19 protein-coding genes and 1 riboswitch are annotated in these 21848 nt (G+C 61.1%); of the genes, 6 read left to right on the forward strand and 13 right to left on the reverse strand.

Annotated features, from left to right (window positions below):
• Nucleotides 1–4: 4 nt before the first annotated feature.
• Nucleotides 5–457, reverse strand: a complete 453-nt coding sequence (locus JWU58_RS24930) for a DUF1249 domain-containing protein (protein WP_016771972.1) — start codon at nucleotides 455–457, stop codon at nucleotides 5–7.
• Nucleotides 448–1065 (reverse strand): NUDIX domain-containing protein, encoded by a 618-nt coding sequence (locus JWU58_RS24935; protein WP_024011344.1) that lies wholly within the window; start codon nucleotides 1063–1065, stop codon nucleotides 448–450. The genes JWU58_RS24930 and JWU58_RS24935 overlap by 10 nt, the downstream gene beginning before the upstream one ends.
• Nucleotides 1066–1292: 227 nt before the next feature.
• Here JWU58_RS24935 and JWU58_RS24940 point away from each other — a divergent pair, with 227 nt between their 5' ends.
• Complete coding sequence (locus tag JWU58_RS24940) at nucleotides 1293–2039, forward strand: RsiV family protein (protein ID WP_016771974.1); 747 nt, start codon at nucleotides 1293–1295, stop codon at nucleotides 2037–2039.
• Here the strand turns inward: JWU58_RS24940 and cytX are convergent.
• Both cytX and thiC read right to left on the reverse strand, forming a co-directional pair.
• Nucleotides 2008–3300, reverse strand: a complete 1293-nt coding sequence (cytX, locus tag JWU58_RS24945) for a putative hydroxymethylpyrimidine transporter CytX (protein ID WP_206421155.1) — start codon at nucleotides 3298–3300, stop codon at nucleotides 2008–2010. The genes JWU58_RS24940 and cytX overlap by 32 nt on opposite strands.
• A gap of 165 nt (nucleotides 3301–3465) precedes the next feature.
• Nucleotides 3466–5355, reverse strand: coding sequence for a phosphomethylpyrimidine synthase ThiC (thiC, locus tag JWU58_RS24950; protein WP_016771976.1), 1890 nt, complete (start codon nucleotides 5353–5355; stop codon nucleotides 3466–3468).
• Nucleotides 5356–5499: 144 nt separating this feature from the next.
• Nucleotides 5500–5605, reverse strand: a riboswitch (TPP riboswitch).
• A 204-nt stretch (nucleotides 5606–5809) separates the two neighbouring features.
• On the opposite strand from thiC, the gene JWU58_RS24955 reads away from it, so the two are divergent.
• Complete coding sequence (locus JWU58_RS24955; RefSeq protein WP_206421156.1) at nucleotides 5810–7243, forward strand: TolC family outer membrane protein; 1434 nt, start codon at nucleotides 5810–5812, stop codon at nucleotides 7241–7243.
• Nucleotides 7244–7844: 601 nt separating this feature from the next.
• Here the strand turns inward: JWU58_RS24955 and waaA are convergent.
• Together waaA and JWU58_RS24965 are read right to left on the reverse strand one after the other, a co-directional pair.
• On the reverse strand, nucleotides 7845–9119 hold the full coding sequence (gene waaA / locus JWU58_RS24960) for a lipid IV(A) 3-deoxy-D-manno-octulosonic acid transferase (protein WP_206421157.1): 1275 nt from the start codon (nucleotides 9117–9119) through the stop codon (nucleotides 7845–7847).
• Nucleotides 9120–9130: 11 nt separating this feature from the next.
• On the reverse strand, nucleotides 9131–10027 hold the full coding sequence (locus JWU58_RS24965; protein ID WP_123443964.1) for a LysR family transcriptional regulator: 897 nt from the start codon (nucleotides 10025–10027) through the stop codon (nucleotides 9131–9133).
• A 108-nt stretch (nucleotides 10028–10135) separates the two neighbouring features.
• On the opposite strand from JWU58_RS24965, the gene JWU58_RS24970 reads away from it, so the two are divergent.
• The 4 genes from JWU58_RS24970 to JWU58_RS24985 all read left to right on the forward strand — a co-directional run bounded on the left by JWU58_RS24970 (nucleotide 10136) and on the right by JWU58_RS24985 (nucleotide 13568).
• Complete coding sequence (locus tag JWU58_RS24970; RefSeq protein ID WP_016771980.1) at nucleotides 10136–10468, forward strand: DMT family transporter; 333 nt, start codon at nucleotides 10136–10138, stop codon at nucleotides 10466–10468.
• Nucleotides 10469–10585: 117 nt separating this feature from the next.
• Nucleotides 10586–11761 (forward strand): NAD(P)/FAD-dependent oxidoreductase, encoded by a 1176-nt coding sequence (locus JWU58_RS24975; protein ID WP_123443965.1) that lies wholly within the window; start codon nucleotides 10586–10588, stop codon nucleotides 11759–11761.
• Nucleotides 11758–12570 (forward strand): aldo/keto reductase, encoded by an 813-nt coding sequence (locus JWU58_RS24980; protein ID WP_206421158.1) that lies wholly within the window; start codon nucleotides 11758–11760, stop codon nucleotides 12568–12570. Before JWU58_RS24975 ends, JWU58_RS24980 begins: the two co-directional genes overlap by 4 nt.
• Before the next feature lie 32 nt (nucleotides 12571–12602).
• Nucleotides 12603–13568, forward strand: a complete 966-nt coding sequence (locus JWU58_RS24985) for a metal ABC transporter ATPase (protein WP_071174214.1) — start codon at nucleotides 12603–12605, stop codon at nucleotides 13566–13568.
• Here JWU58_RS24985 and JWU58_RS24990 read toward each other — a convergent pair.
• From JWU58_RS24990 to msbA, 7 genes are all read right to left on the reverse strand, one after another.
• Nucleotides 13565–14365, reverse strand: coding sequence for a hypothetical protein (locus JWU58_RS24990; RefSeq protein ID WP_206421159.1), 801 nt, complete (start codon nucleotides 14363–14365; stop codon nucleotides 13565–13567). The genes JWU58_RS24985 and JWU58_RS24990 overlap by 4 nt on opposite strands.
• A 57-nt stretch (nucleotides 14366–14422) precedes the next feature.
• On the reverse strand, nucleotides 14423–15109 hold the full coding sequence (locus JWU58_RS24995; protein ID WP_206421160.1) for a hypothetical protein: 687 nt from the start codon (nucleotides 15107–15109) through the stop codon (nucleotides 14423–14425).
• Nucleotides 15110–16084 (reverse strand): glycosyltransferase family protein, encoded by a 975-nt coding sequence (locus JWU58_RS25000; RefSeq protein WP_123443969.1) that lies wholly within the window; start codon nucleotides 16082–16084, stop codon nucleotides 15110–15112. It lies immediately after the preceding gene.
• Between the two features lie 130 nt (nucleotides 16085–16214).
• Entirely contained in the window at nucleotides 16215–17636 is a 1422-nt protein-coding gene (gene hldE, locus JWU58_RS25005) for a bifunctional D-glycero-beta-D-manno-heptose-7-phosphate kinase/D-glycero-beta-D-manno-heptose 1-phosphate adenylyltransferase HldE (protein WP_076565323.1), read from the reverse strand.
• A gap of 64 nt (nucleotides 17637–17700) precedes the next feature.
• Entirely contained in the window at nucleotides 17701–19101 is a 1401-nt protein-coding gene (locus tag JWU58_RS25010) for a PIG-L deacetylase family protein (protein WP_206421161.1), read from the reverse strand.
• Nucleotides 19102–19105: 4 nt separating this feature from the next.
• Nucleotides 19106–20002 carry a GNAT family N-acetyltransferase gene (locus JWU58_RS25015; RefSeq protein WP_206421162.1) on the reverse strand — a complete coding sequence of 299 codons (897 nt, stop codon included), beginning with the start codon at nucleotides 20000–20002 and terminating at the stop codon, nucleotides 19106–19108.
• Nucleotides 19996–21822 carry a lipid A export permease/ATP-binding protein MsbA gene (gene msbA / locus JWU58_RS25020; RefSeq protein ID WP_206421163.1) on the reverse strand — a complete coding sequence of 609 codons (1827 nt, stop codon included), beginning with the start codon at nucleotides 21820–21822 and terminating at the stop codon, nucleotides 19996–19998. Before msbA ends, JWU58_RS25015 begins: the two co-directional genes overlap by 7 nt.
• Between the last annotated feature and the right edge of the window lie 26 nt (nucleotides 21823–21848).

A 21848-nucleotide genomic window follows, 5' to 3' on the forward strand; every position in this document is an offset into this window, starting at 1 on the left:
ACAACTAGCGAACGACTTCGTACTCGTGCCCCAACGCCAGGCAATGACTCAGCCATTCGCCCAGAAACACATTGAGCTGGGCCTTTTCATCGGGCTGGTGCATGGCGGCGTTCGGGTAAGGATAGATGCCGCGAAAGCGTCGTGCATGCTCGGCGCTGACCACTTCGGCCATGCGCGCGTCGTGGTAGACCTGCACTTCCAGTTGCGGCACCGGCAACCATGGCAGGCTGTGCTCCTGGCGTACCTGCAAGGTCGTGGTGTACGGGCAGGTCTGCAGCACCTCGAGGGCGAGCACGCCGAGCATCTGCTCGCCCTGGGTCACAGCGATACGCCGCGCCTCGGGTTCGTTGCGCATGTCCGGCAGCAGTCGCATCAGGCGCGCGTAGTTGGCCTCGCAGGCGGCTTGCAGCCCCACGAGGTCAACCCGATAACGATCGCGCAGCTTGTTTACGACCATAGCCCCCTCACTTCGGCGCGGTTCAGCGCCAGCCACTGCAAGGCGATGATGCTCGCCGCGTTGGCAATCCGTCCGTCACGCACGGCCTGCAAGGCATCTTCAAAGGCCCAGACCGTTACGCGAATGTCTTCGGCCTCTTCTTCCAGCCCGTGCAGACCGCCGACACCGTCGGTGCTGCAACGCCCCAGATACAAATGCACGAATTCGTTGCTGCCACCCGGCGATGGGAAGTACTTGGTCATCGGCCACAACGCCTTGATGTCCAGCCCAGCTTCCTCCTGCGCCTCGCGGTGAGCAACTTCTTCCGGCTGCTCATCCTTGTCGATCAGACCGGCGACCAGCTCGACCAGCCACGGGTTGTCGGCCTTGCCCATGGCGCCGACGCGAAACTGCTCGATCAGCACCACTTCATCGCGCTGCGGATCGTAAGGCAGGACGCACACGGCATCGTGGCGCACGAAGATTTCCCGGTTGATCTCGCGGCTCATGCCCCCGGCGAACAGCTCATGGCGCAAGTGCACACGGTCGAGCTTGTAGAAGCCCTCGTAGCATTTTTCGCGCCGCACGATATCGACGGCGGTCGGAATGGCGTTGGCAAAATCAGTCATGTTCATCCTCTTTACTGCATATCCTTTACGAGGTTTCCGTGTACAACCAGCAACCTCGACTTCGCGCCATCCTAACGCGCCCGCACCGTTTGATGCAGCCCCTTTACCGTCAGCGGGATGGACGGTGAAGCTGAAACACACTCTAATCAGCTTAGTGGCGAACTGACTGCTCCGTTGAGAGTCGAAGCGGTATCTTTTTGCCTTCCCCTGCTTTCGAAAGGACGCCCATGTCGCTTTTCAAAATTGCCTCTGTGGCCGCTATTGCCCTTACTCTGGGCGCCTGTGCCAGTCTGTTCCAGCCCAACTATCGCACGCCGCTGGAAACCACCCGCGACGCCTCGGAACAACTCAAACCCGGCTGTTCCAATCCCGATTGCCCGCTGGTGAACATCGACACCCTGCGCTTCCCGGACGAGCCGGCACTGGACGGCATCATCGAAAAACGTCTGCTGCAAATGACCCGCACCGAGAAGAACGCACCCGTAGCGCCAACCCTGGCCGCCTACCGCGAGCAGTTCCTGGCCAGCGCCGGCCCGCGCAACAGCAGCTATCTGCAAGCGAAAGTACGCGAGCAGCATGACGGACTGGTGATCATCGAGCTGTCGAGCTACCTCGACACCGGCGGCGCCCACGGCACGCCGGGTCGCGGTTTCATCAACTATTCGCGCCAGCAGCACAAGGTGCTGAACCTGTCCGACATGTTGCTGCCGGGTCAGGAAGAGGCATTCTGGAAAGCCGCGCAAGTGGCGCACAACAGTTGGCTGATCAGCACCAAGCTCGATCAGGAGGCGGAATTCGTCGCGAACTGGCCGTTCGTGAAAACCCCGCACGTGGCGCTGACCTACGGTGGCGTGATCCTCAAGTACGACGTGACCACCATCGCGCCCTATGCGCTGGGCCACGTCGAACTGAAGATTCCTTACCCGCGCCTGAACGGCATTCTCAAGCCTGAGCTGTTTCCCGGCCGTAACTGAAGGCCCGGCCCAGCACCAGTTGCAGCAACCCTGCCAGCACCAGCGCCGGCAGGGTTGCGCCGACATCCGGATACAGATTCGCCAGCAAGTGGTAGGTGCTCACGCCACCCAGCCACGCCAGCAACGCCGGCCAGCGCAATGCGGCTGACGCGACCTGAGCACTGCGCTTGCGCAGGATGAAGTGATCCACCAGCACCACGCCGAACAGCGGCGCGAACACCGAGCCGATCAACAGCAGGAAATTCTGGTACTGCGCCAACGGCGCCAGCAGTGCGATCAGCGTGCAGATCAAGCCGATGGCCAAAGCCAGGTGCTCGACTTTCAGACGCAACAGGATCCCGCTCGAGACCGCTGCCGAATGTATATCGGCAAAAGCGTTTTCCGACTCGTCGAGCAGAATCAGCAACAGCGGAATGCCCAGACCGGCACCTGCCAAGGCCAGCAGCAGCGCGTTGACTTCACCGCTCGGCGCAAACGCCAGGGTGTAGGCCACACCAAGGCTCATCAGCCAGAAATTGCCGATGAAGAAACCCACAGCCGTGCCACCGAAAACATTCTTTGCGCGTTTGCCGAAACGCGAATAGTCGGCAATCAACGGCAGCCACGACAGCGGCATGGCGATGGCAATGTCGAAGCCCACCGCGAACGGCATCGAGCCGTCACCGGCGCGCGCCCACAGCGCCACGAGGTCGGCTTTGGCGAACAGGTTCCAGGTCAACCACAGGCACGCGGCGAGCAGCAGCCAGATGCCCCACTTGCGCAGAATCTGCCGCACGAACGTCAACGGCCCGCTCACCGCGAGCAAGGTCGCCAGCGCACCGAAGAACAGCGTCCACAGAATCGGATTGGCCCACAGCGAACCTTCGCTGAAGGCGCGGGTGCCGAGCAGGCTGGCGGCGTCGCGCATGACGATGATTTCGAACGAGCCCCAGCCGATCAGTTGCAGCAGATTGAGCAGCGCCGGCAGGCTCGCGCCTTTGCTGCCAAGGCTGAGCTTCAACGCGGCCATTGATGACAGGCCGGTGTCGCTGCCGATCACGCCGACTGCAGCCAGCAACAGCACGCCCACCAGCGTGCCGAGGAAAATCGCCAGCAAAGAACCGGACAGGCCCAGGCCCGGCGCGAGCAATGCGCCGGTCTGCAAAACCATCAGGCCGATGCCGAGGGAGAACCACAGGGAAAACAGATCGCGACCGCCGAAGACACGCTTTTCAGCGGGCACGGCAAGGTCGGGGGAATAAGTGCCGGGTTGAATGCTCAAGGGTGTTATCTCAAAGAGGAGCAGGAAAAAGCTGCAAGCTGCAAGCTGCAAGCTGCAAGCTGCAAGCTGCAAGCCGCAAGTTAAAAGCGGTACGCGGACTGCTTCCAATCTTGCAGCTTGCCGCTTGCCGCTTGTGGCTTGTGGCTTGTGGCTTGTGGCTTGTGGCTAGACTTTCTTGTACAGCTGACTGCCTTCCTGTTTGAACCGCTCGGCCTGCTCAGCTAGCCCCTTGGCGACGTCCACATCGACCGCGTCGATGCGCTGGTTGGCCGCATACTCGCGGACTTCCTGGGTGATCTTCATCGAGCAGAATTTCGGCCCGCACATCGAGCAGAAATGCGCGACCTTGGCCGAGTCCTTCGGCAGGGTTTCGTCGTGATAGGAGCGCGCGGTGTCCGGGTCCAGGCCGAGGTTGAACTGGTCTTCCCAGCGAAATTCGAAACGCGCCTTGCTCAGTGCGTTATCGCGGATCTGCGCGCCTGGATGTCCCTTGGCCAGGTCCGCCGCATGCGCGGCGATCTTGTAAGTGATGATCCCGGTTTTCACGTCATCCTTGTTCGGCAGGCCCAGGTGCTCCTTCGGCGTCACGTAGCAGAGCATCGCGCAACCGAACCAGCCGATCATCGCCGCGCCGATACCGGAAGTGATGTGGTCATAGCCCGGCGCAATGTCGGTAGTCAGCGGACCGAGGGTGTAGAACGGCGCCTCGTCGCAGCATTCGAGCTGCTTGTCCATGTTCTCTTTGATCAACTGCATCGGCACGTGGCCCGGGCCTTCGATCATGCATTGCACGTCGTGCTTCCAGGCAATCTTGGTCAGCTCGCCGAGGGTTTCCAGTTCGCCGAATTGCGCTTCGTCATTGGCGTCGGCAATCGAGCCCGGACGCAGGCCATCACCCAGCGAGAAGCTGACGTCGTAGGCCTTCATGATTTCGCAGATTTCGTCGAAGTGGGTGTAGAGGAAGTTCTCTTTGTGGTGCGCCAGGCACCACTTGGCCATGATCGAACCGCCACGGGAGACGATGCCGGTGACGCGTTTGGCGGTCAGCGGCACGTAACGCAGGAGCACGCCGGCGTGAATGGTGAAGTAGTCGACGCCCTGCTCGGCCTGTTCGATCAGGGTGTCGCGGAACAGCTCCCAGGTCAGGTCTTCAGCGACGCCATTGACCTTCTCCAGCGCCTGATAAATCGGCACGGTACCGATCGGCACCGGCGAGTTGCGGATGATCCACTCGCGGGTTTCGTGAATGTGTTTACCGGTGGACAGGTCCATCACCGTGTCCGAGCCCCAGCGAATGCCCCAGGTCAGCTTCGCCACTTCTTCTTCGATCGAAGAACCCAGGGCGCTGTTGCCGATATTGCCGTTGATCTTCACCAGGAAGTTACGGCCGATGATCATCGGTTCCAGTTCGACGTGGTTGATGTTGGCCGGAATGATCGCGCGACCACGGGCGATTTCTTCGCGGACGAATTCAGGGGTGATTTCTTTCGGAATGCTTGCGCCGAAGCTGTGGCCGGCGTGCTGCTGCTTGAGCAGGCCGGCTGCGCGGGCCTCTTGCAGCTTCATGTTTTCGCGGATGGCGACGTATTCCATCTCGGCAGTGATGATGCCTTTGCGCGCGTAGTGCATCTGGCTGACGTTGGCCCCGGCCTTGGCCCGGCGCGGGTTGTTGACGTGGGCAAAGCGCAGTTTGGTCAGTTCGGCATCGGCCAGACGCTGCTGGCCGAAGTTCGAACTCAGGCCCGGCAGGCGCTCGGTATCGCCACGGTCATCGATCCACGCTGAACGCACATCGGCCAGACCTTTGCGCACATCGATGACCACGTCCGGATCGGTGTACGGGCCGGAGGTGTCGTAGACGGTGACCGGGGCGTTGATCTCGCCGCCGAAATCGGTCGGGGTTACATCGAGGCTGATTTCGCGCATCGGCACGCGGATGTCCGGGCGCGAGCCCTGAACGTAGATTTTTTGCGAACGGGTGAACGGCTTGACCGATTGCTCGTCGACCTTGGCCGAGTCACTCAGGTTGATCGCGTTTTTTTCTTTTGTTGTCATCACGGGCTCTCCAGACAGCATCCAGCAGTGGATTGTCGGAGCAGAACCTGAAAGGCACGGACGCACCAGGACCGGTGCTGTGCATTCGTCATGGCGTTCGATTGTCGAACAATATCCCGGACGAAGCACAAGAGGACTCGCCGGGTGACGAGAAATCTTGTTCCCTACGCAGGCGCTAACCTGATCAGGTTCAACGGGATCCGAAATTATTCGATCTCAGCCTCATAGCAAGGCACCCCGACAAGAACCCGGCCAGTCTAGACACAACCATCAAGGAACGCCAACACCGCAGCGAACGCCATGATGAATGGCGTAAATACCCAGGCTGGCCGATTGTTGCCGGAGCAATGCGCAACTACACTCGCTGGGCCTGCTCAGCCTTGACGCTGTGCGGGCTGCGCCTTACCTTTGGCGCCCGGATTACTTCCATAATATTCATGCTAGGGATCGCCTCATGCTGCGCAAACTTTCATTGGCTGTTGCCGTGTCCTGTGCGTCCAACACAATGGCCTGGGCAGCGGAAGCACCCTTGTCGACCAAAACCGATCTGGTCAGCGTCTATCAGGAAGCGGTCGACAACAACGCCGACCTCGCGGCGGCCCGCGCCCAGTATGGCGCGCAGAAAGAAGTGGTGCCGCAGGCCCGCGCCGGTCTGCTGCCGAACCTGTCCGGTGGCGCCGAAGTTGCTGACGTGCGCACCTCGATCGACCAGCCTTCAGCCATCGCCAACCGCAGCGCGCATTCCTATCAGGCGACCCTCGCGCAGCCGCTGTTCCGCGCCGATCGCTGGTTCCAGTATCAAGCGGCGAAGGACGTCAACGAGCAGGCCGCTCTGCAGCTGTCGGCGACCGAACAGAACCTGATCCTGCAGAGCGCTGAAAGCTACTTCAACGTGCTGCGCAGCCAGGACAACCTGGCCTCGACCAGAGCTGAAGAGGCGGCGTTCAAACGTCAGCTCGATCAGTCCAATGAGCGCTTCGATGTCGGCCTTTCGGACAAGACTGACGTGCTGCAATCGCAAGCCAGTTACGACACCGCGCGAGCCAACCGCATCGTCGCCCAGCGTCAGGTCGATGATGCGTTCCAGGCGTTGATCACCCTGACCAACCGCCAGTACAACTCGATTCAGGGCATCGTTCACACGCTGCCGATCCTGCCGCCGGCGCCCAACGATGCGAAATCCTGGGTCGACACGGCGGCGCGGCAGAACCTCAATCTGCTCGCCAGCAACTACGCGGTCAGCTCTGCCGAGCAGACACTCAAGCAGCGCAAGGCCGGCCACTTGCCGACCCTCGACGCCGTGGCGAAATACGAGAAAGGCGACAACGACGCCCTCGGCTTTGCCAACCCCAACTCGTTCGGCGCGCCTTATGGCGGCAACGTCGAGCAGAGCACCCTGGGCCTGCAACTGAACATCCCGATCTACAGCGGCGGGCTGACCAGTTCGCAAGTGCGTCAGTCCTATGCGCAACTGGATCAGAGCGAACAGCAGCGCGAATCGCTGCGCCGGCAGGTGGTGGAAAACACCCGCAATCTGCACCGCGCGGTGAACACCGACGTCGAGCAGGTGCAGGCGCGCCGCCAGTCGATCATCTCCAACCAGAGCGCGGTGGAAGCCACTGAAATCGGTTATCAGGTCGGCACACGCAACATCGTCGACGTGCTCGACGCGCAGCGTCAGCTGTACACCTCGGTGCGCAATTACAACAACACCCGCTACGACTACATCCTCGACAACCTGCGCCTGAAGCAGGCGGCGGGGACGCTGAACCCGGGTGACCTGGAAGACCTGCGGCGCTATCTGAAAGCCGACTACAACCCTGACAAGGATTTCCTGCCGCCGGATCTGGCGTCGGCGGCCGAGGCGCAGCTCAAGGCCCGGCCATAAACAATCTGGAATGAATCCCCTGTGGTGAGGGGATTTATCCCCGTCCGGCTGCGCAGCAGTCGCAATAGCGGTGGACACGGTTTTTCTAAATGACCGCGCTGAATGGTTTTGGGGCTGCTTCGCAACCCAGCGGGGATGAATCCCCTCACCACAGTAATATTCCAAGCGACTATTGGATCAGCCGCGCCAGACCATCCAGCCAAAGGCACGGCCATAAAAAATCTGGAATGAATCCCTGTGGTGAGGGGATTTATCCCCGTCCGGCTGCGCAGCAGTCGTAAATCCTGCTTGTCAGATCTGACTGAATCACCGCGCTGAATGGTTTTGGGGCTGCTTCGCAACCCAGCGGGGATAAATCCCCTCACCACAGTCATATTCCAAGCGACTATTGGATCAGTCGCGCCAGACCATCCAGCCAAAGGCGCGGCCATGAAAAATCTGGAATGAATCCCTGTGGTGAGGGGATTTATCCCCGTCCGGCTGCGCAGCAGTCGCAATAGCGGTGGACACGGTTTTTCTAAATGACCGCGTTGAATTATTTTGGGGCTGCTTCGCAACCCAGCGGGGATAAACCCCCTCACCACAGTCATATTCCAGGCGACTATTGGATCAGCCGCGCCAAGCCATCCAGCAGCCGCTGCAATGCGCCCTGATTGCGCCGCATCACCGCCAGCCCTGCCTCGGCCATGCGCTGCGCATCACGGGGCAGTTCGAACAAGCGCTGCACCTCGACTGCGAGGCCTTCGGCATCATCCACTTCGGCCAACGCCCCGGCTTCGCGCAGTTGCGCGGCGATGTCGAGGAAGTTGAACAGGTGCGGGCCGCTGAGTACCGGTTTCGCCAGCGCGGCGGGTTCGAGCAGGTTGTGCCCGCCGTTCGGCACCAGACTGCCGCCGACAAAAGCGCTGTCAGCCAGGGCATAGAGAAACAGCAACTCGCCCATGGTGTCGCCAAGCAGCACGCTCGTCTGCGCATCGACATTGGCCCCGGTCGAGCGACGTACCGTGGCGAAACCTTCGTGCTGGCACAGCTCGAACACCGAATTGAAGCGCTCCGGATGACGCGGCACCAGAATCAATAATGCATCCGGATGATTGGCCAACAGGCGACGATGAGCGTCGAGCACCACTTCATCTTCGCCTTCGTGAGTGCTCGCGGCGATCCACACGGGACGATCCTGCGTCTGCCATTGGCTACGCAATTCGGTAGCACGCTGCAGCAATTGCGGATCGATGGTCAGGTCGAACTTGATCGAACCGGTGACCTCGACAGATTCAGGCCGCGCGCCGAGATCGCGGAAGCGCTGGGCCTCGGCTTCGGTCTGCACCGCCAACAGGCTCATCTCGGCAAGCATAGGCGCGGTGAGTTTGCTGAAGCGGCCATAGCCTTTGGCGGAACGCTGCGACAACCGTCCATTGGCCAGCGCCACCGGAATGCCGCGCTTGGCACACTGATGAATGTGGTTGGGCCACAGCTCGGTTTCCATGATCACCGCAAGTTTCGGCTGCACGCGCTCAAGAAAACGCGCCGCCGCACAAGGCAAGTCATACGGCAGATAGCAGTGTTGAATGTGCGCCTCGTTGGCGAACAGTGCCTGAATCCGCTCCGAACCGGTCGGGGTCATGCAGGTCACGGTGATCGGCAGCGCCGGATAGCGTTCCAGCAGCGCGCGGATCATCGGCGCGGCGGCAATGCTTTCGCCCACCGACACCGCGTGCACCCAGATGCCGCCGGGCTGCAAGGTCGGCATGCCAAGAGTAAAGCGCTCGCCAATGCGCTTGGCATACGCCGGCGCCTTGCGCGCGCGCAGCCACAGCCGAATCGCCACCAATGGCAGCCCCAGGTAAAACAGCGCGGTGTAGAGAGTTCTATTCATGGCGGCGGAGTTTATCGGCTTTTGTCGCCGATCGCCCGCAAGTGCACGGCAAAACGTTCCGCCAGCCAGCGCGCGGCCGGGCCGAGCGGTTCGTCGCGGCGCCAGACCAGTTCCACCACAAGCGCCGGCGGCGTCCATTCACTGTCGAGCTCAATCATTTGGCCCTGATACGCCGAGTACTGCACAACGTGGCGCGGTAACCAGGCCCAGCCGAGATCCCGCACCAGCCATTCGGACATCACGTAAAAACTGTCGGCGCGCCACACCTGCGGGCTGGCCGGCTCGTTGCCGGGATAGACGCTGGTCTGCGTAGACATCAGCAATTGCCGGTGCTGCGCCAGTTGCTGGCAGGTCACGTAGGCCTGCTGCGCCAGCGGATGATTGACGCCGCAGACCGTGACCATTTCCACTCGACCCAGCACGCGGCGCTCAAGGGCTTCGGGGATTTCATCGTGATAGAACAGCAGGCCGAGGTCGGCGCGACGTTCGACCAGTTTGCGCGCAACTTCGCCTTGGGCGGCGCTGGTCAGTTGCACTTCCAGGCTGGGAAACTGCTCGGCCAGTTCACCGAAACTTTCCACCAGCGCCTGATACGGCATCGCCTCGTCCTGCGCCACACGCAGTTGCGCTTCTTGGCCGCGCAGCATGGCCATGGCGCGGCCGTTGAGGCGCTCGCACTGGCGCAACACTTCCCGCGCTTCCTCCAGTAACGCCGCGCCCGCCTCGGTGAGCATCGGCTGCCGACCGCTGCTGCGCTCGAACAGGCTCACGCCCAAATCCTCTTCGAGCATCGCAACAGCACTGCTGATCGCCGATTGCGCCTTGCGTTGTAGGCGCGCCACGGCGGAGAACGAACGCTGCTCGGCGACGTCGACAAATATGCGTAGCTGCTCAAGATTCCATTGCATGCGCGCTCTCAACCTATCTCCAGAACAGATAGGTAATGACTTTACCCCATCTGAGCAATCCCTAGAATATCGCCTCAGCAAGCAACGTTTTATTTGAGGATCACAACCATGAACGCTTACGTCTATCTGGCCATCGCCATCTGCGCCGAAGTGATCGCCACCGTTTCGATGAAAGCGGTCAAGGGCTTCAGCACGCCGCTGCCGCTGATTCTGGTCATTGTCGGCTATGGGATCGCATTCTGGATGCTGACGCTGGTGGTGCGCACCGTACCGGTGGGCGTTGCCTACGCGGTCTGGGCGGGGATGGGCATTGTTATGGTCAGCGTCGCCGCTCTGTTCATTTACGGGCAGAAGCTCGACGTACCGGCGATGCTGGGGATGGCGTTGATCGTGCTGGGGGTCGTTGTGATTCAGCTGTTTTCGAAAACTGCGGGGCATTAAAAAGCAGCAGCAAGCTTCAAGCGGCAAGCCGCAAGCATTGCTGATTTGCTGGTCCGGGTTGCAGCTTGCAGCTTGAAGCTTGAAACTTGCGGCTTCTTCAAGCTCCGAGGTCGCTGCATGCCATCCGTTATTTCCACCGACGTTCTGATTGTCGGCGCTGGTGTCGCCGGCCTCTGGCTGAATGCGCGCCTGCGCGGTCAGGGTTTTTCGACCGTGCTGGTGGAAAGCGCCAGCCTCGGTGGCGGGCAGAGTGTGAAGTCCCAAGGCATCATCCATGGCGGCGCCAAGTACGCGCTGCACGGTGCGCTGACGGGCGCCTCGGAAGCCATCGCCGACATGCCTCGCCGCTGGCGCGAGGCGCTGGCCGGCACGGGCGAGCTGGATCTGTCCGGCGTGCGCCTGCTGTCCGAAGCGCATTATCTGTGGTCGCCAGGCACGCTGGCCGGCAACCTGACCAGTTTCTTCGCCAGCAAAGCCGTGCGTGGCCGGGTCGATCAGGTCAAGGGCGATGAACTGCCGCCGGCCCTGCAAGACAGGCGTTTCAAGGGCAAGGTCTATCGCCTCGCCGAACTGGTGGTGGATGTCCCGAGCCTGATCCAGCGCCTGGCCGAGTTGGCCGGTGACGGTCTGCTCGCCGGGCAGGTCATCGAACCGCTGCTGGAAGCCGGCGTGCTGGTCGGCCTGAAAGTCGATGGGCGTGAGATCCGCGCCCAGCGCATCGTCCTCAGTGCTGGCGCCGGCACTGCCGAACTGCTCGAAGCGTTGGGCCTCAGTCGTCCGGCCATGCAGCGCCGACCACTGCACATGATCCTCGCCAAGGGCCCCGGCTTGAAACCGCTGTACGCGCACTGTCTGGGCGGCGGCACCAAGCCGCGCATCACCGTGACCACGCATCCGGCGGCTGATGGCCAGTGGGTCTGGTACATGGGCGGCGACATTGCCGAAAGCGAAGGCGTGGCCCGCGAGCCGGCCGAACAGATCGCCACCGCGCAAAAGGAAATCGCTCAACTGCTGCCGTGGATCGACCTCAGCACCACGCAATGGGCAACCCTGCGCGTCGATCGCGCCGAGCCGCTGCAAACCGGCCTGACCCGCCCGGACAACGCGTTCCTCGCCGAGGAAGGTCGCTTGCTCGTCGGCTGGCCGACCAAACTGGCACTGGCGCCAGACTTCTCCGACCGCGTTATCGCCTCGCTGCAACGCGACGGTATCCAGCCGCAGGCGACTGAACCGCTGCCGCCGCTGCCGAAACCGCCGCTCGGTGTACCCGCGTGGGAGCAACTGCTGCCATGAGCATCGCCACTCTGCACGAACTGCATCGCCCGCTGGGCAGCACCGGCCTGTCGGTGTCGCCACTGGGTCTGGGCACGGTCAAACTCGGCCGCGATCAAGGGGTGAAATACCCCAACGGCTTTCAGATTCCCGACGATGACGAGGCGCGCATGCTGCTGCGCCAGGCGCGGGATCTGGGCATCAACCTGATCGACACCGCGCCGGCCTATGGTCGCAGCGAAGAACGCCTCGGCCCGCTGCTGCGCGGTCAGCGACAGGATTGGGTGATTGTCAGCAAGGTCGGCGAAGAGTTTGCCGATGGCCTGTCGCGCCACGACTTCAGCGCTGCGCACACGCGAATGTCGGTCGAGCGCAGCCTGCAACGTCTGGAAACGGATTTCATCGATCTGGTCCTCGTGCACTCGGACGGCAACGACATGGCCATCCTTGAGCACGAAGAGGTCTACGCCACCCTCGCGGCGCTGAAGACCGAGGGCAAGATTCGCGGCTTCGGTTTTTCCGGGAAAACCGTCGAAGGTGGGCTGAAAGCGCTGGAGCAAGGCGACTGCGCGATGGTCACCTACAATCTGAACGAACAAAACGAAAAGGCGGTCATTGACTATGCTGCTGCCCACGGCAAAGCCATTCTGGTGAAAAAAGCCTTGGCCAGCGGTCATGTCTGTCTGAGTCCGGGAGTCGATCCGGTGCGCGCCAGCTTCGAGTTGCTGTTCACTCATCCCGGCGTTGCCAGTGCTATTGTCGGCACGATCAATCCGCTGCACCTCGCCCATAACGTAGCGACCGTTGCCCAGGTCCTGCGTAGTCACTGACGCCGCCCCGCGGCCTTAAGCCAGGAGCCGATATGCCGCGCACGCTCATCCGCAAGAACCCGAGCAACTTCAAGACGCTGCCGCTGTTCGTCGAAGCCACGCCCGAAGGCCTGAGCTATCAGAGCGTCGGCATGCCGCTGAACTTCGCCCAGACCCTGCAACGGCGTAAACCGGTCAGCGTCGCCGACAGCGAGCGCTTCGCCCTGGAACTGGCCAACCTCGGCGTGTCCGTGCGCCTGACCCTGCATTGGCAGAACCGCGATTACTGGGTGCTGGTGCGCCAGCGTCGCCAGGATCGCGGCGACGTGGTACTGAAGCTGATTTCCGGCTACGTGCCGGCCCATGAGCTGAACATTCCGCTGCACACGGCGATTCAGGAAATTGCCGAAGAGTGCCTGCTGGAAACCCCGGAAGGCTGGCTCGGCGGGCGTTTCAATGACACCTGGCTACCCGCGCCCTACTCCGCCGCGCTGCATTACCGCGAAGCGCTGCCGTTTCGTCTGACACCGCTGTCCGGTTCGGCGCGCCCGGTGCGCTGCGCCAACCTGCAACTGCTGGAGCGGCCACGGGCGTACGTGCATCTACCGACCGCGTCGCTGCAATTGATCTACGATTTGCGTTTGGAAGTGCCCAGGGAAGCCAAATCGCTGAGCTTGTTTCATGTCGATGAACGCTTGGAGGGTGATCAACTGGTGGCGCGTCTGGACCGAAAACGTCCTGATTTGTATCTCATGCCGCTCAAGGATGGCGCGCCAACTGCCGAGCTGTTTACCCTCAAACGCGACAAGCTGATACCGGCCAGCACCCGCGGTATTCACCTGGCGGAAAGCTTTGCAACGCAGCAGGGTTGGGTGGTGCACGACGAACGCATTCGCTGGAAGGACTGGCTGGTGCAACAGGGTCTGACACCGGCGAAAGCGCCACGCACCGGCCTCAAGCAACTGAGCATCAAGGCACTGCGCCTGGTCGGGCTGGGCAGGAAACGCGCAAGCCGCTAGCGTCGGCGATCCCACCAGGTGCGCAATGTCGCGAAGAAATGGAAGTAGCGGTTTTCGCGCTTGCCCATGCCACGCTTGGGGGAGAACGACTCTTCGGCAAATGCGCCGGTGATGCGCACGCGGGAGGCCTGGATCGGCAAAGTGCAGACCTTGGCGCCTGCCTCGAGCAGGGCGAACTTGAGCAAGCGCTCGGAGTGCAGCTTGCGGCCGGTCGCCTTGCAGAAATCGAAGATACGTTCAATGCGCTTGCCGTACGCAACGTAGGTGTCGCGCCCGCATACGGCAAAACGGTCATTCAGGCCGCCCCACCACTGCCAGTCAGGAATATAGACGTTGTGCCGCCGCGCCTCGGCGTGGTTGAACACGTAGCCTGGCAGCGCCGTGTGGAAGAAATTGTCCGGCCGCACGAACACGACGAAATCCGGATTGAAGGATTCAATCTCGGTGGTGACGGTGTGTAATGAGTTGAGCTGATAAATCAGGTTGCGCAGCGATGCATAGTCATCGGCCCAGGTATCGCCCAGCGCTTTGACCCGCTCGAAATCCCAGCGCTCCAGCACGCCTTCGATCGAAGTAAGCGCGCCGCTCATGGACTCGAAGGGCTGATAGTTGTCAGCGGCCAGCTCGCCTTTCTCGCCGGAACGCGAATTCTGCACTTCATCGACTTTATACAGATGATAAAAGCACTGCACCTCGCTGCCCGCAGGCAACTGCGCCAGTACGTTCTGCTCGATTGAAGGGAAGCAGATCGGCGAATTTCTCGGAATCCCGAAAAACGCCACGGCAATTTTCAACACTCGATTGCACCTATGAAGAAATGATTCGGCCCGGCAGGCACCTGACTGCGGCGTGGCTTATTTGCGCTTGAACAGTTTCTGCCACCAGCGTCGGGGTTGCAGCGGCACGACAATCACATCGGACTTTTGCAACCAGTCCCGCTCGTAATCCCAGGCATGACCGCTCCAGAGCTTGCCCGCCTCGTTGGAGAAACCCAGGGTCATCAACTGATAGGTATAACCGACATGCCCACGCAACCAATCGAACAGCACCAGCGTATTGAAGCCGGTGGAGGGGCCGACGTAGCGCTTGCCGCCCGGGCGGTCGACCGGGTAGTTCCACAGCGGCGGCAACGGAATGCGATCCCAGTACATCGCAACGCGCGGCAACGGGCACATCGGTGCTGCGCAACCCACCAGCATGGTAAAGCAGCGCTCGCCCGCGCGGTCGACCAGTCGCTGTACGTCCGCATTGCCGGGCAGACCGAAGAAATAGGCGTCCGGCGCGTTATAGCCGTGCACGAAGACATTCACGCTTTGCTCGTTGAGCAGCGTCGCCTTGATGCAATGATTGAAACTGACGACGACGTCATCAGCGCCGATATTCAGCGCTGCGAAATCAGCTGCGGTAATCGCGGGATTATTAGCGATCAATATCACCCGCGCCGCACGGCTGAGACATTCGCGCAGGGCTTCGGGCAAGGCTTGCAAAACCGACTGGTCGCCACCGGGCCGCGCATCCAGCGCCATGCATTCGTCCGCCATTCAGGCGGGCACCTTCATGCCGTAACGCAATTTGATCCAGAGCCGGGTGAAAGCCGACGGCGGTTGCCATGGGCGCATCTCGCGTTGTATGGCTTCGGCGAGCGCCTGACCGACCCGCGCAAACGAGTAACGGCTTTCAGCAAACGCCTGGCCGTTGCTGGCTATTCGCTGCGCCAGTTCCGGGTCGTCCTGCAGCAGCTTGATCTTCGCCACCGCCTCGTCTTCGCTGCGGTAGAACACGGTGTTGTGCATGTCTTCGAAACCGAGCAACCGGTCTTCTTCGCCTTGGCTCCAGGCCAGCAGCACACAGCCGCAAGCCATGGCTTCGAAGTTCTTGATCATGAACTCGTTCATGCCGATGTCGGCGCTGACGAAGATTTTGATGCGATTGAGAGTTTCCAGATATTCCGCACCCGATTTGGTACGGGTCACGAGCATCCCGGTGCGCTGTGAAAGGGCTTCAAGCATGGCCTTGCGCTCGGCGTACTCGGTACTCTTCAAGCTACCGAGGAAGCCGATCGGGATATCGCGCTCGACGCCGGTGTTGTGCAGCATTTGCTCGTCATAGCCTTTGGAGACGAACACGGTATCGATGCCTTCGGCGAGCATCTTGCGCGCGACCACTGCGCCGGAAACCAGCGCCCGGCAGCTCGGCAATCGGCTGTACAAGCGCGAATAAACACCACGGTACTTACTGGCCGGCATGTAGTTCTGATAGGCGTCGTGCTCGAGAAACACCAGCCCTGGAATGCACTTGAGCACCCGCAGTTGCGGCGCCAGACGTTTGACCCGGGAGAAGATCACCACGCGATCAAAGGTCTGGTATTCGACCGACGCCAGAAAGGCTCCGAGGTTCATCTGCTGCTGTTTGCTCAGACGATAGATGAAACACTCATCGCAGTTCTGCTGAACGATGTCATAGAGCCGGTCGAGAATGACCCGCTGCTCGTCCATCACCAGAAGCATGACTTTCATAAATTAAATGACCACGTAACGTAGGCAGGCAAGCGCAGCGGATTCAAGCCTGCCAACATCGACGGAAACGGTGAAATCCCCAAGGCAAAATCCGTTCACACGCGGTACACAACGGTAAAAATTCATCTGATCAGCGACTGCGGATTTTTTCGACAATTGCGGTCGTCGAGCTGTTTTCCACCAGTCCTAGCACTTTCACGGTACCGCCATAAGCGGTGACGATATCTGCACCGACAACCTGATCGATGCCGTAATCGCCACCCTTGACCAGCACATCCGGCTTGACCTCGCGCAGCAGATTCTCTGGCGTGCCTTCCGGGAAGCTGATGACCCAGTCCACGGCACCGAGGCCCGCCAGAACCGCCATGCGCCGGTCGACACTATTGATCGGGCGACCGGGGCCTTTCAGGCGACTGACCGAAGCATCGTCGTTGACTGCGACAATCAGTCGATCGCCTTGGGCTCGTGCCTGCTCAAGATAAGTCACATGGCCGGCGTGCAGGATGTCGAAGCAGCCATTGGTGAAGACAATTCGTTCGTTATGCGCACGGGCGTCGGCGACGGCCAGCACCAGTTGCTCAAGGCCCAGCACACCGCGCTCGGAGCCTTCTTCACGCTGAATCGCGCGGCGCAGTTCCGGGGCACTGATGGCCGCGGTACCAAGCTTGCCGACCACAATCCCCGCCGCCAGGTTGGCCAGGGCCACGGCGTGTGGCAGATCCTCACCGGCAGCAATCGCAGCGGCCAGGGTCGAAATCACGGTGTCGCCGGCGCCGGTCACATCGAACACTTCCCGGGCACGCGCTGGCAAATGCAACGCCGGTTGATCCGGGCGCAGCAGGGTCATGCCGTGTTCGCCACGGGTGACCAGCAGTGCTCCCAGCTCCAGATCGTGCATTAACGTTGCGCCCTTGCTGACGAGTTCGTGTTCGTCAACGCAACCGCCGACGATGGCTTCGAATTCGCTCAGGTTCGGGGTGATCAGGCTGGCGCCACGGTAGATCGAAAAATCCTTGCCCTTCGGGTCGGCCAGTACCGGGATGTTTTTCGCCCGAGCAGCCTGGATCAGCGCCTGATGGTTTTTCAGCGCGCCTTTGCCGTAGTCGGAAAGCACCAGCACCTTGATGCCTTCGAGCAGGTCATCGACCTGCGAGCCGAGCGCCAGCGCATCGGTGGCGAACGGTTCTTCGAAGTCGATACGCAGCAATTGCTGGTGCCGGCTCATGACCCGCAGCTTGACGATGGTGGGCTGGTGCGCAATGCGCTGGAACAGGGCACGTACGCCGGCGCCCTTGAGACTGTTGCTCAGGCTGTCGGCGGCCTCGTCATCACCGGTCACACCGACCAGCGACGCCGGCGCACCCAGTGCGGCAATGTTCAGGGCAACGTTCGCGGCACCGCCCGGACGGTCTTCGATTTGCTCGACCTTGACCACCGGCACCGGCGCCTCAGGGGAAATCCGTGAGGTTCCGCCATGCCAGTAACGGTCGAGCATGACATCGCCGACTACCAAGACAGGGGCTTGATCGAAACGCGGCATGGACAACTTCATGGAGCAACCCACATACAAAATGAACAGGGGCGCGATATTAACACAGGGTAAAGCGCCGTCCGCCTCAATCTGAAAGGTCGCGGACCCAGAACAGTTCGTGGCGGCGAACAGCCTTGCGGAAAAACTCGTTACTGCCTGTGACAGGCCAGCGACGTCCGGCCAGCACTTGCTGGATCACCCGGCGCGACTGCCGCTTGAATCCGAGCGGGCCCTGCAGGTCATGCTCCATGGCCAGCGCCATCGCCTTGTCCAACTGCGCATCCGCTGACAGCAATGGACTCCACAGACGATCGGACGGCAACGGCTCGACTGCCGGCGGCAGCGCGATACCGCCACCGGCCGGGCCCATGGGCCAGCGGTCATTGTCATGCAGATGATTGGCGTACATCAGCAACGTCGACGGTTTCCACGTACTGGCGGCGATGGCTTCCAGCAGAGCACGGGTAGTAGCGACGTGATCGCTGTGCGGATCCAGTTCGGGATGCGGAGTGACAACGACTTCGGGCCGAAAGTGCTCGAGCAATTGCCGTATATCACCGACGAGATTGATCCAGGTCGGCGCACCATCGACATCGCCGGGGAGTTTGATCGGATTGTGCTGCCGAACACTGCGCACATCGTTTTCGCCGGATTCCCGCGAGCCGAATGGTTTACCCGGCTCCTCGGCCATCGCCGGCAATTGCAGGCAGTAGTAGCCCAGCTGCACACAATGACTGGCCGGCACCCCGCCCCACAATGGAATGCTCTGGCTGTCCCAACCGCGCAGCCTGCCCTTCAAGCGAGCAGCCTGAGCCTTGTCCAGCCCGAGGCGCTGGAAGTCTTCGGCCTCGATTTCGCCCTGGGTCAGGGTGACGATGCTCGCTTCTTTGCAGCGACTGTAAAGCCCGAAAGCCGCCAACTCGGCATCATCGGCGTGGGGCGCGATGACCATGACCCGTTGCTGCGCGTAATCGGGATTGCGCATGATCCACAGTGTGCCGCCGGAACTCAGCGTGCAATGCTTACCACGCACTGTCAGGGTATTGTCGCCAAGCGCCGCCGCCTGCCCGGACAGATTGAGAAAGCGCCGCCCGCCGACGCCACGCTCAAGATCCTGGCGATCGCCCCCCAGTTCGACATAAGGATCCCGCCAGCGGCCCAGCCACTTGGCCGTTATCTTGAGCTCCAGCAGCAGCGTTTCACCCGGCGCCAGCGGCTCGCTCAGACGCACGATTCCAGCATCCAGTTCTACGGATTGACGCGGCGTACCGCTGGGAAAGCTGTACTGATAGTCGTCGCTTGCGCGATAGAACAGATGGTCGGCAAACCATGCCTCATGCGCCACCCACGCCAAGACCAGCAGCACCGGCACCAGCCACCAGCCCAGCAAGAAGCCGGCCGCCAACAGCACGACCAAGAACGCAATCAGGAACAAGCGCTTGCTGCGTCGATGGGCTTTCAGGAGCTGTTGCTTGCGAGCAGTCATGGTTTCAGACCTTGTAGACGGGCACCGTGTGGCACCAGCGATCCTTGTATTCGCGGTCGGCACGGCCGAACGAATAGCGCAGTGTCTTGCCCAGTGCCTGAGCATCCGCCCAGGCCTGCTGGGTGTTGACGAAACTCAACACGCTGCCGGGACTGAACTCGCGGCTTTGCGGGTCGACACCACCGTTGACGTATTCCAGCGATACCCATTGCGGCGCTTCGACACGGTAGAGAATCTGGATGGCGACCGGCGCCGACTCGAGCACCACTACCGAACCGGTCATGAACTCGCGCAGCAGCGTGAACACTTCGACCAGCCCGGCCTTGCCAGGCACCTCGAAACCCCAGCGGCGCTGGAACAGATCACCATAAGCGGCGGCCTGCTCTTGCGGCGTCAAGTCGGACATCGGAATCAGCGCACCACCCGCCTCTTCCAGCAGGCGCTGTTCGCGACGCTGGTTGTAGCGAAACTTCTTCGAATAATCTTCAGGCAGCCGCGCCAGTGCCAGCCCTTCGGGCTGAGCGCGCAGGGTGCTGATCTGCTCGGCGTTGAGCTGCGAGACATAGGCCATACGCTGACGCACCGGAACCACGACATCCGCAGCAATCGGCAGAATCAGTTCGGCATTGCCTATGTCCAGCAGCCCACGCTTGCCTTCGCGTTTGAGCACTTCCTTGGACAGCGCGGCGTGCCTGCCCCAGCAAGCAACAGCCGCGACGACTTCGCCATCGACGACCCAGCCCAGGTAGTGCAGCTTGATGCCGATAAACGCCGACAGCCGCTCCACCACTTCAGGATGAGTTGCAAAACTGCCACCGAAGCGCTGCCATGCCTGTGCGTAGGCTGCCTGATCAATCTCGCTCCAGCCGCGCTCCCGCCAAACGCGAAACGCCGTCAGCATAGGTCGGTCACATGGGTCGGTTGCGGCTCGTCGCCTTCTTCGAACTCTTTGGCGTGCAAGCGTGCGTAATAGCCATTCTGCGCCAGGAGTTGGGTATGGGTGCCGCGCTCGACGATCTTGCCTTCGTCCATGACCAGAATGAGGTCGGCCTTTTCGATGGTGCTCAAACGGTGCGCGATGACCAGCGTCGTGCGGTTCTGCACCACATGATCGAGAGCCGCCTGGATATGCCGTTCCGATTCGGTATCGAGGGCCGACGTGGCCTCATCGAGAATCAGCAGCGGCGCATCCTTGAGCAATGCACGTGCGATGGCGATGCGCTGACGCTGACCACCGGACAGCAACACACCATTTTCACCGACCAGGGTTTCATAGCCCTGCGGCATCTTGATGATGAATTCATCGGCGTAGGCTTCGGTGGCCGCGCGTTTGACTTCTTCGAACGGCGCCCCGGCCAGGTCGCCGTAAGCGATGTTGTTGGTCACCGTGTCGTTGAACAGGGTGACCTGCTGGGTCACCAGGGCGATCTGCCGACGCAGGCTGCGCAGAGTGAGGTCTTGCACCTGCACATCATCGAGCAGAATCTGCCCGTGTTCCTGCTCGTGCTGGTAGAAGCGTGGAATCAGACCGGCCAAGGTGGACTTGCCACTTCCGGAACGACCGACCAGCGCGACCATTTGTCCCGGTTCGACGACGAAACTGATGTCATCAAGGACCTTCTTGTCACTGTCGGGATAACTGAAGCTGAGATTGCGCACTTCGAGGCGACCTTGCAGGCGGTCTCGCTCGACCGTGCCGTTATCGACTTCTGCCGGCTCGTCCAGCTGCTCGAAAATGCTCTCCGCACCGGCCACGCCCTTCTGGATCGTAGAACTGACTTCCGAGAGCTGGCGAATCGGTTTTGGCAGCAGGCCGGCCATGGTGATGTAGGCCACCAGATCACCAGGCGATGCATCACCACGAAGGTACAGCACCAGAAACATCACCACCGCCATGGCGCTATATGTCACCAATTGCAGCATCGGCGTATATACCGCACCGGTCTTGGTCATGGTCAGCTGTTTGTCGGTATTGCTCTGGCTGGCGTCGTGGAAACGCACCTTTTCATAGGTTTCACCACCAAAGCTGCGAACCACGCGGTAACCATGAATCGTCTCGGACGCCACATGCGTGACGTTGCCCATCGACACTTGAATCTTTTTGCTCTGCTTGCGGAATTTCTTGCTGGTGCTGTTCACCATCAGGCCGATCACCGGCAGGATGGCGACCATCACCAGGGTCAGCTTCCAGTTCATCCACAACAGGGTGCAGAACAGGAAAATTACCGTCATGCCTTCGCGGATTACCACTTTGATCGCGTCGGTGGCCGCTCCGGTGACCATGGTCACGTTGAAGGTGATGCGGGAAATCAGGTGGCCGGAGTTGTTCTTGTCGAAATAGCTGTTGGGCAGATCCAGCAGCTTGTTGAACAGAACCACACGCAGGTCATGCACCAGGCCGAGAGAGACCCGCGCCAGAAAGTAGTTGCCCAGATACGAACCGACGCCTTGCCACACGGCAATCAGCACGATCAGCAACGGCACGCTTTCGAGCAACTGCAACTTGCCCAGATAAGGATTGCCGGGAAACAGGCTGGCCTCCGGATTAGCCAGGCCGTCGACGAAATATTTGAGGATGTAGGCAAGCATCGGTTGGGTCGATGCGAAGATCAGAAAGCCAACGATACTCAGAATGAACAGGCCGGCGTAAGGACGCACGTAAGCCAAAAGGCGGAAGTAGATCGCCAGCGTTGACTGGGCTTTCGGTTCAGGACTGCTCATGGGAATCCGCGTAAATCAGTGAGGCG

The organism is Pseudomonas atacamensis, assembly GCF_017167965.1.
Taxonomy (GTDB): domain Bacteria; phylum Pseudomonadota; class Gammaproteobacteria; order Pseudomonadales; family Pseudomonadaceae; genus Aquipseudomonas; species Aquipseudomonas atacamensis.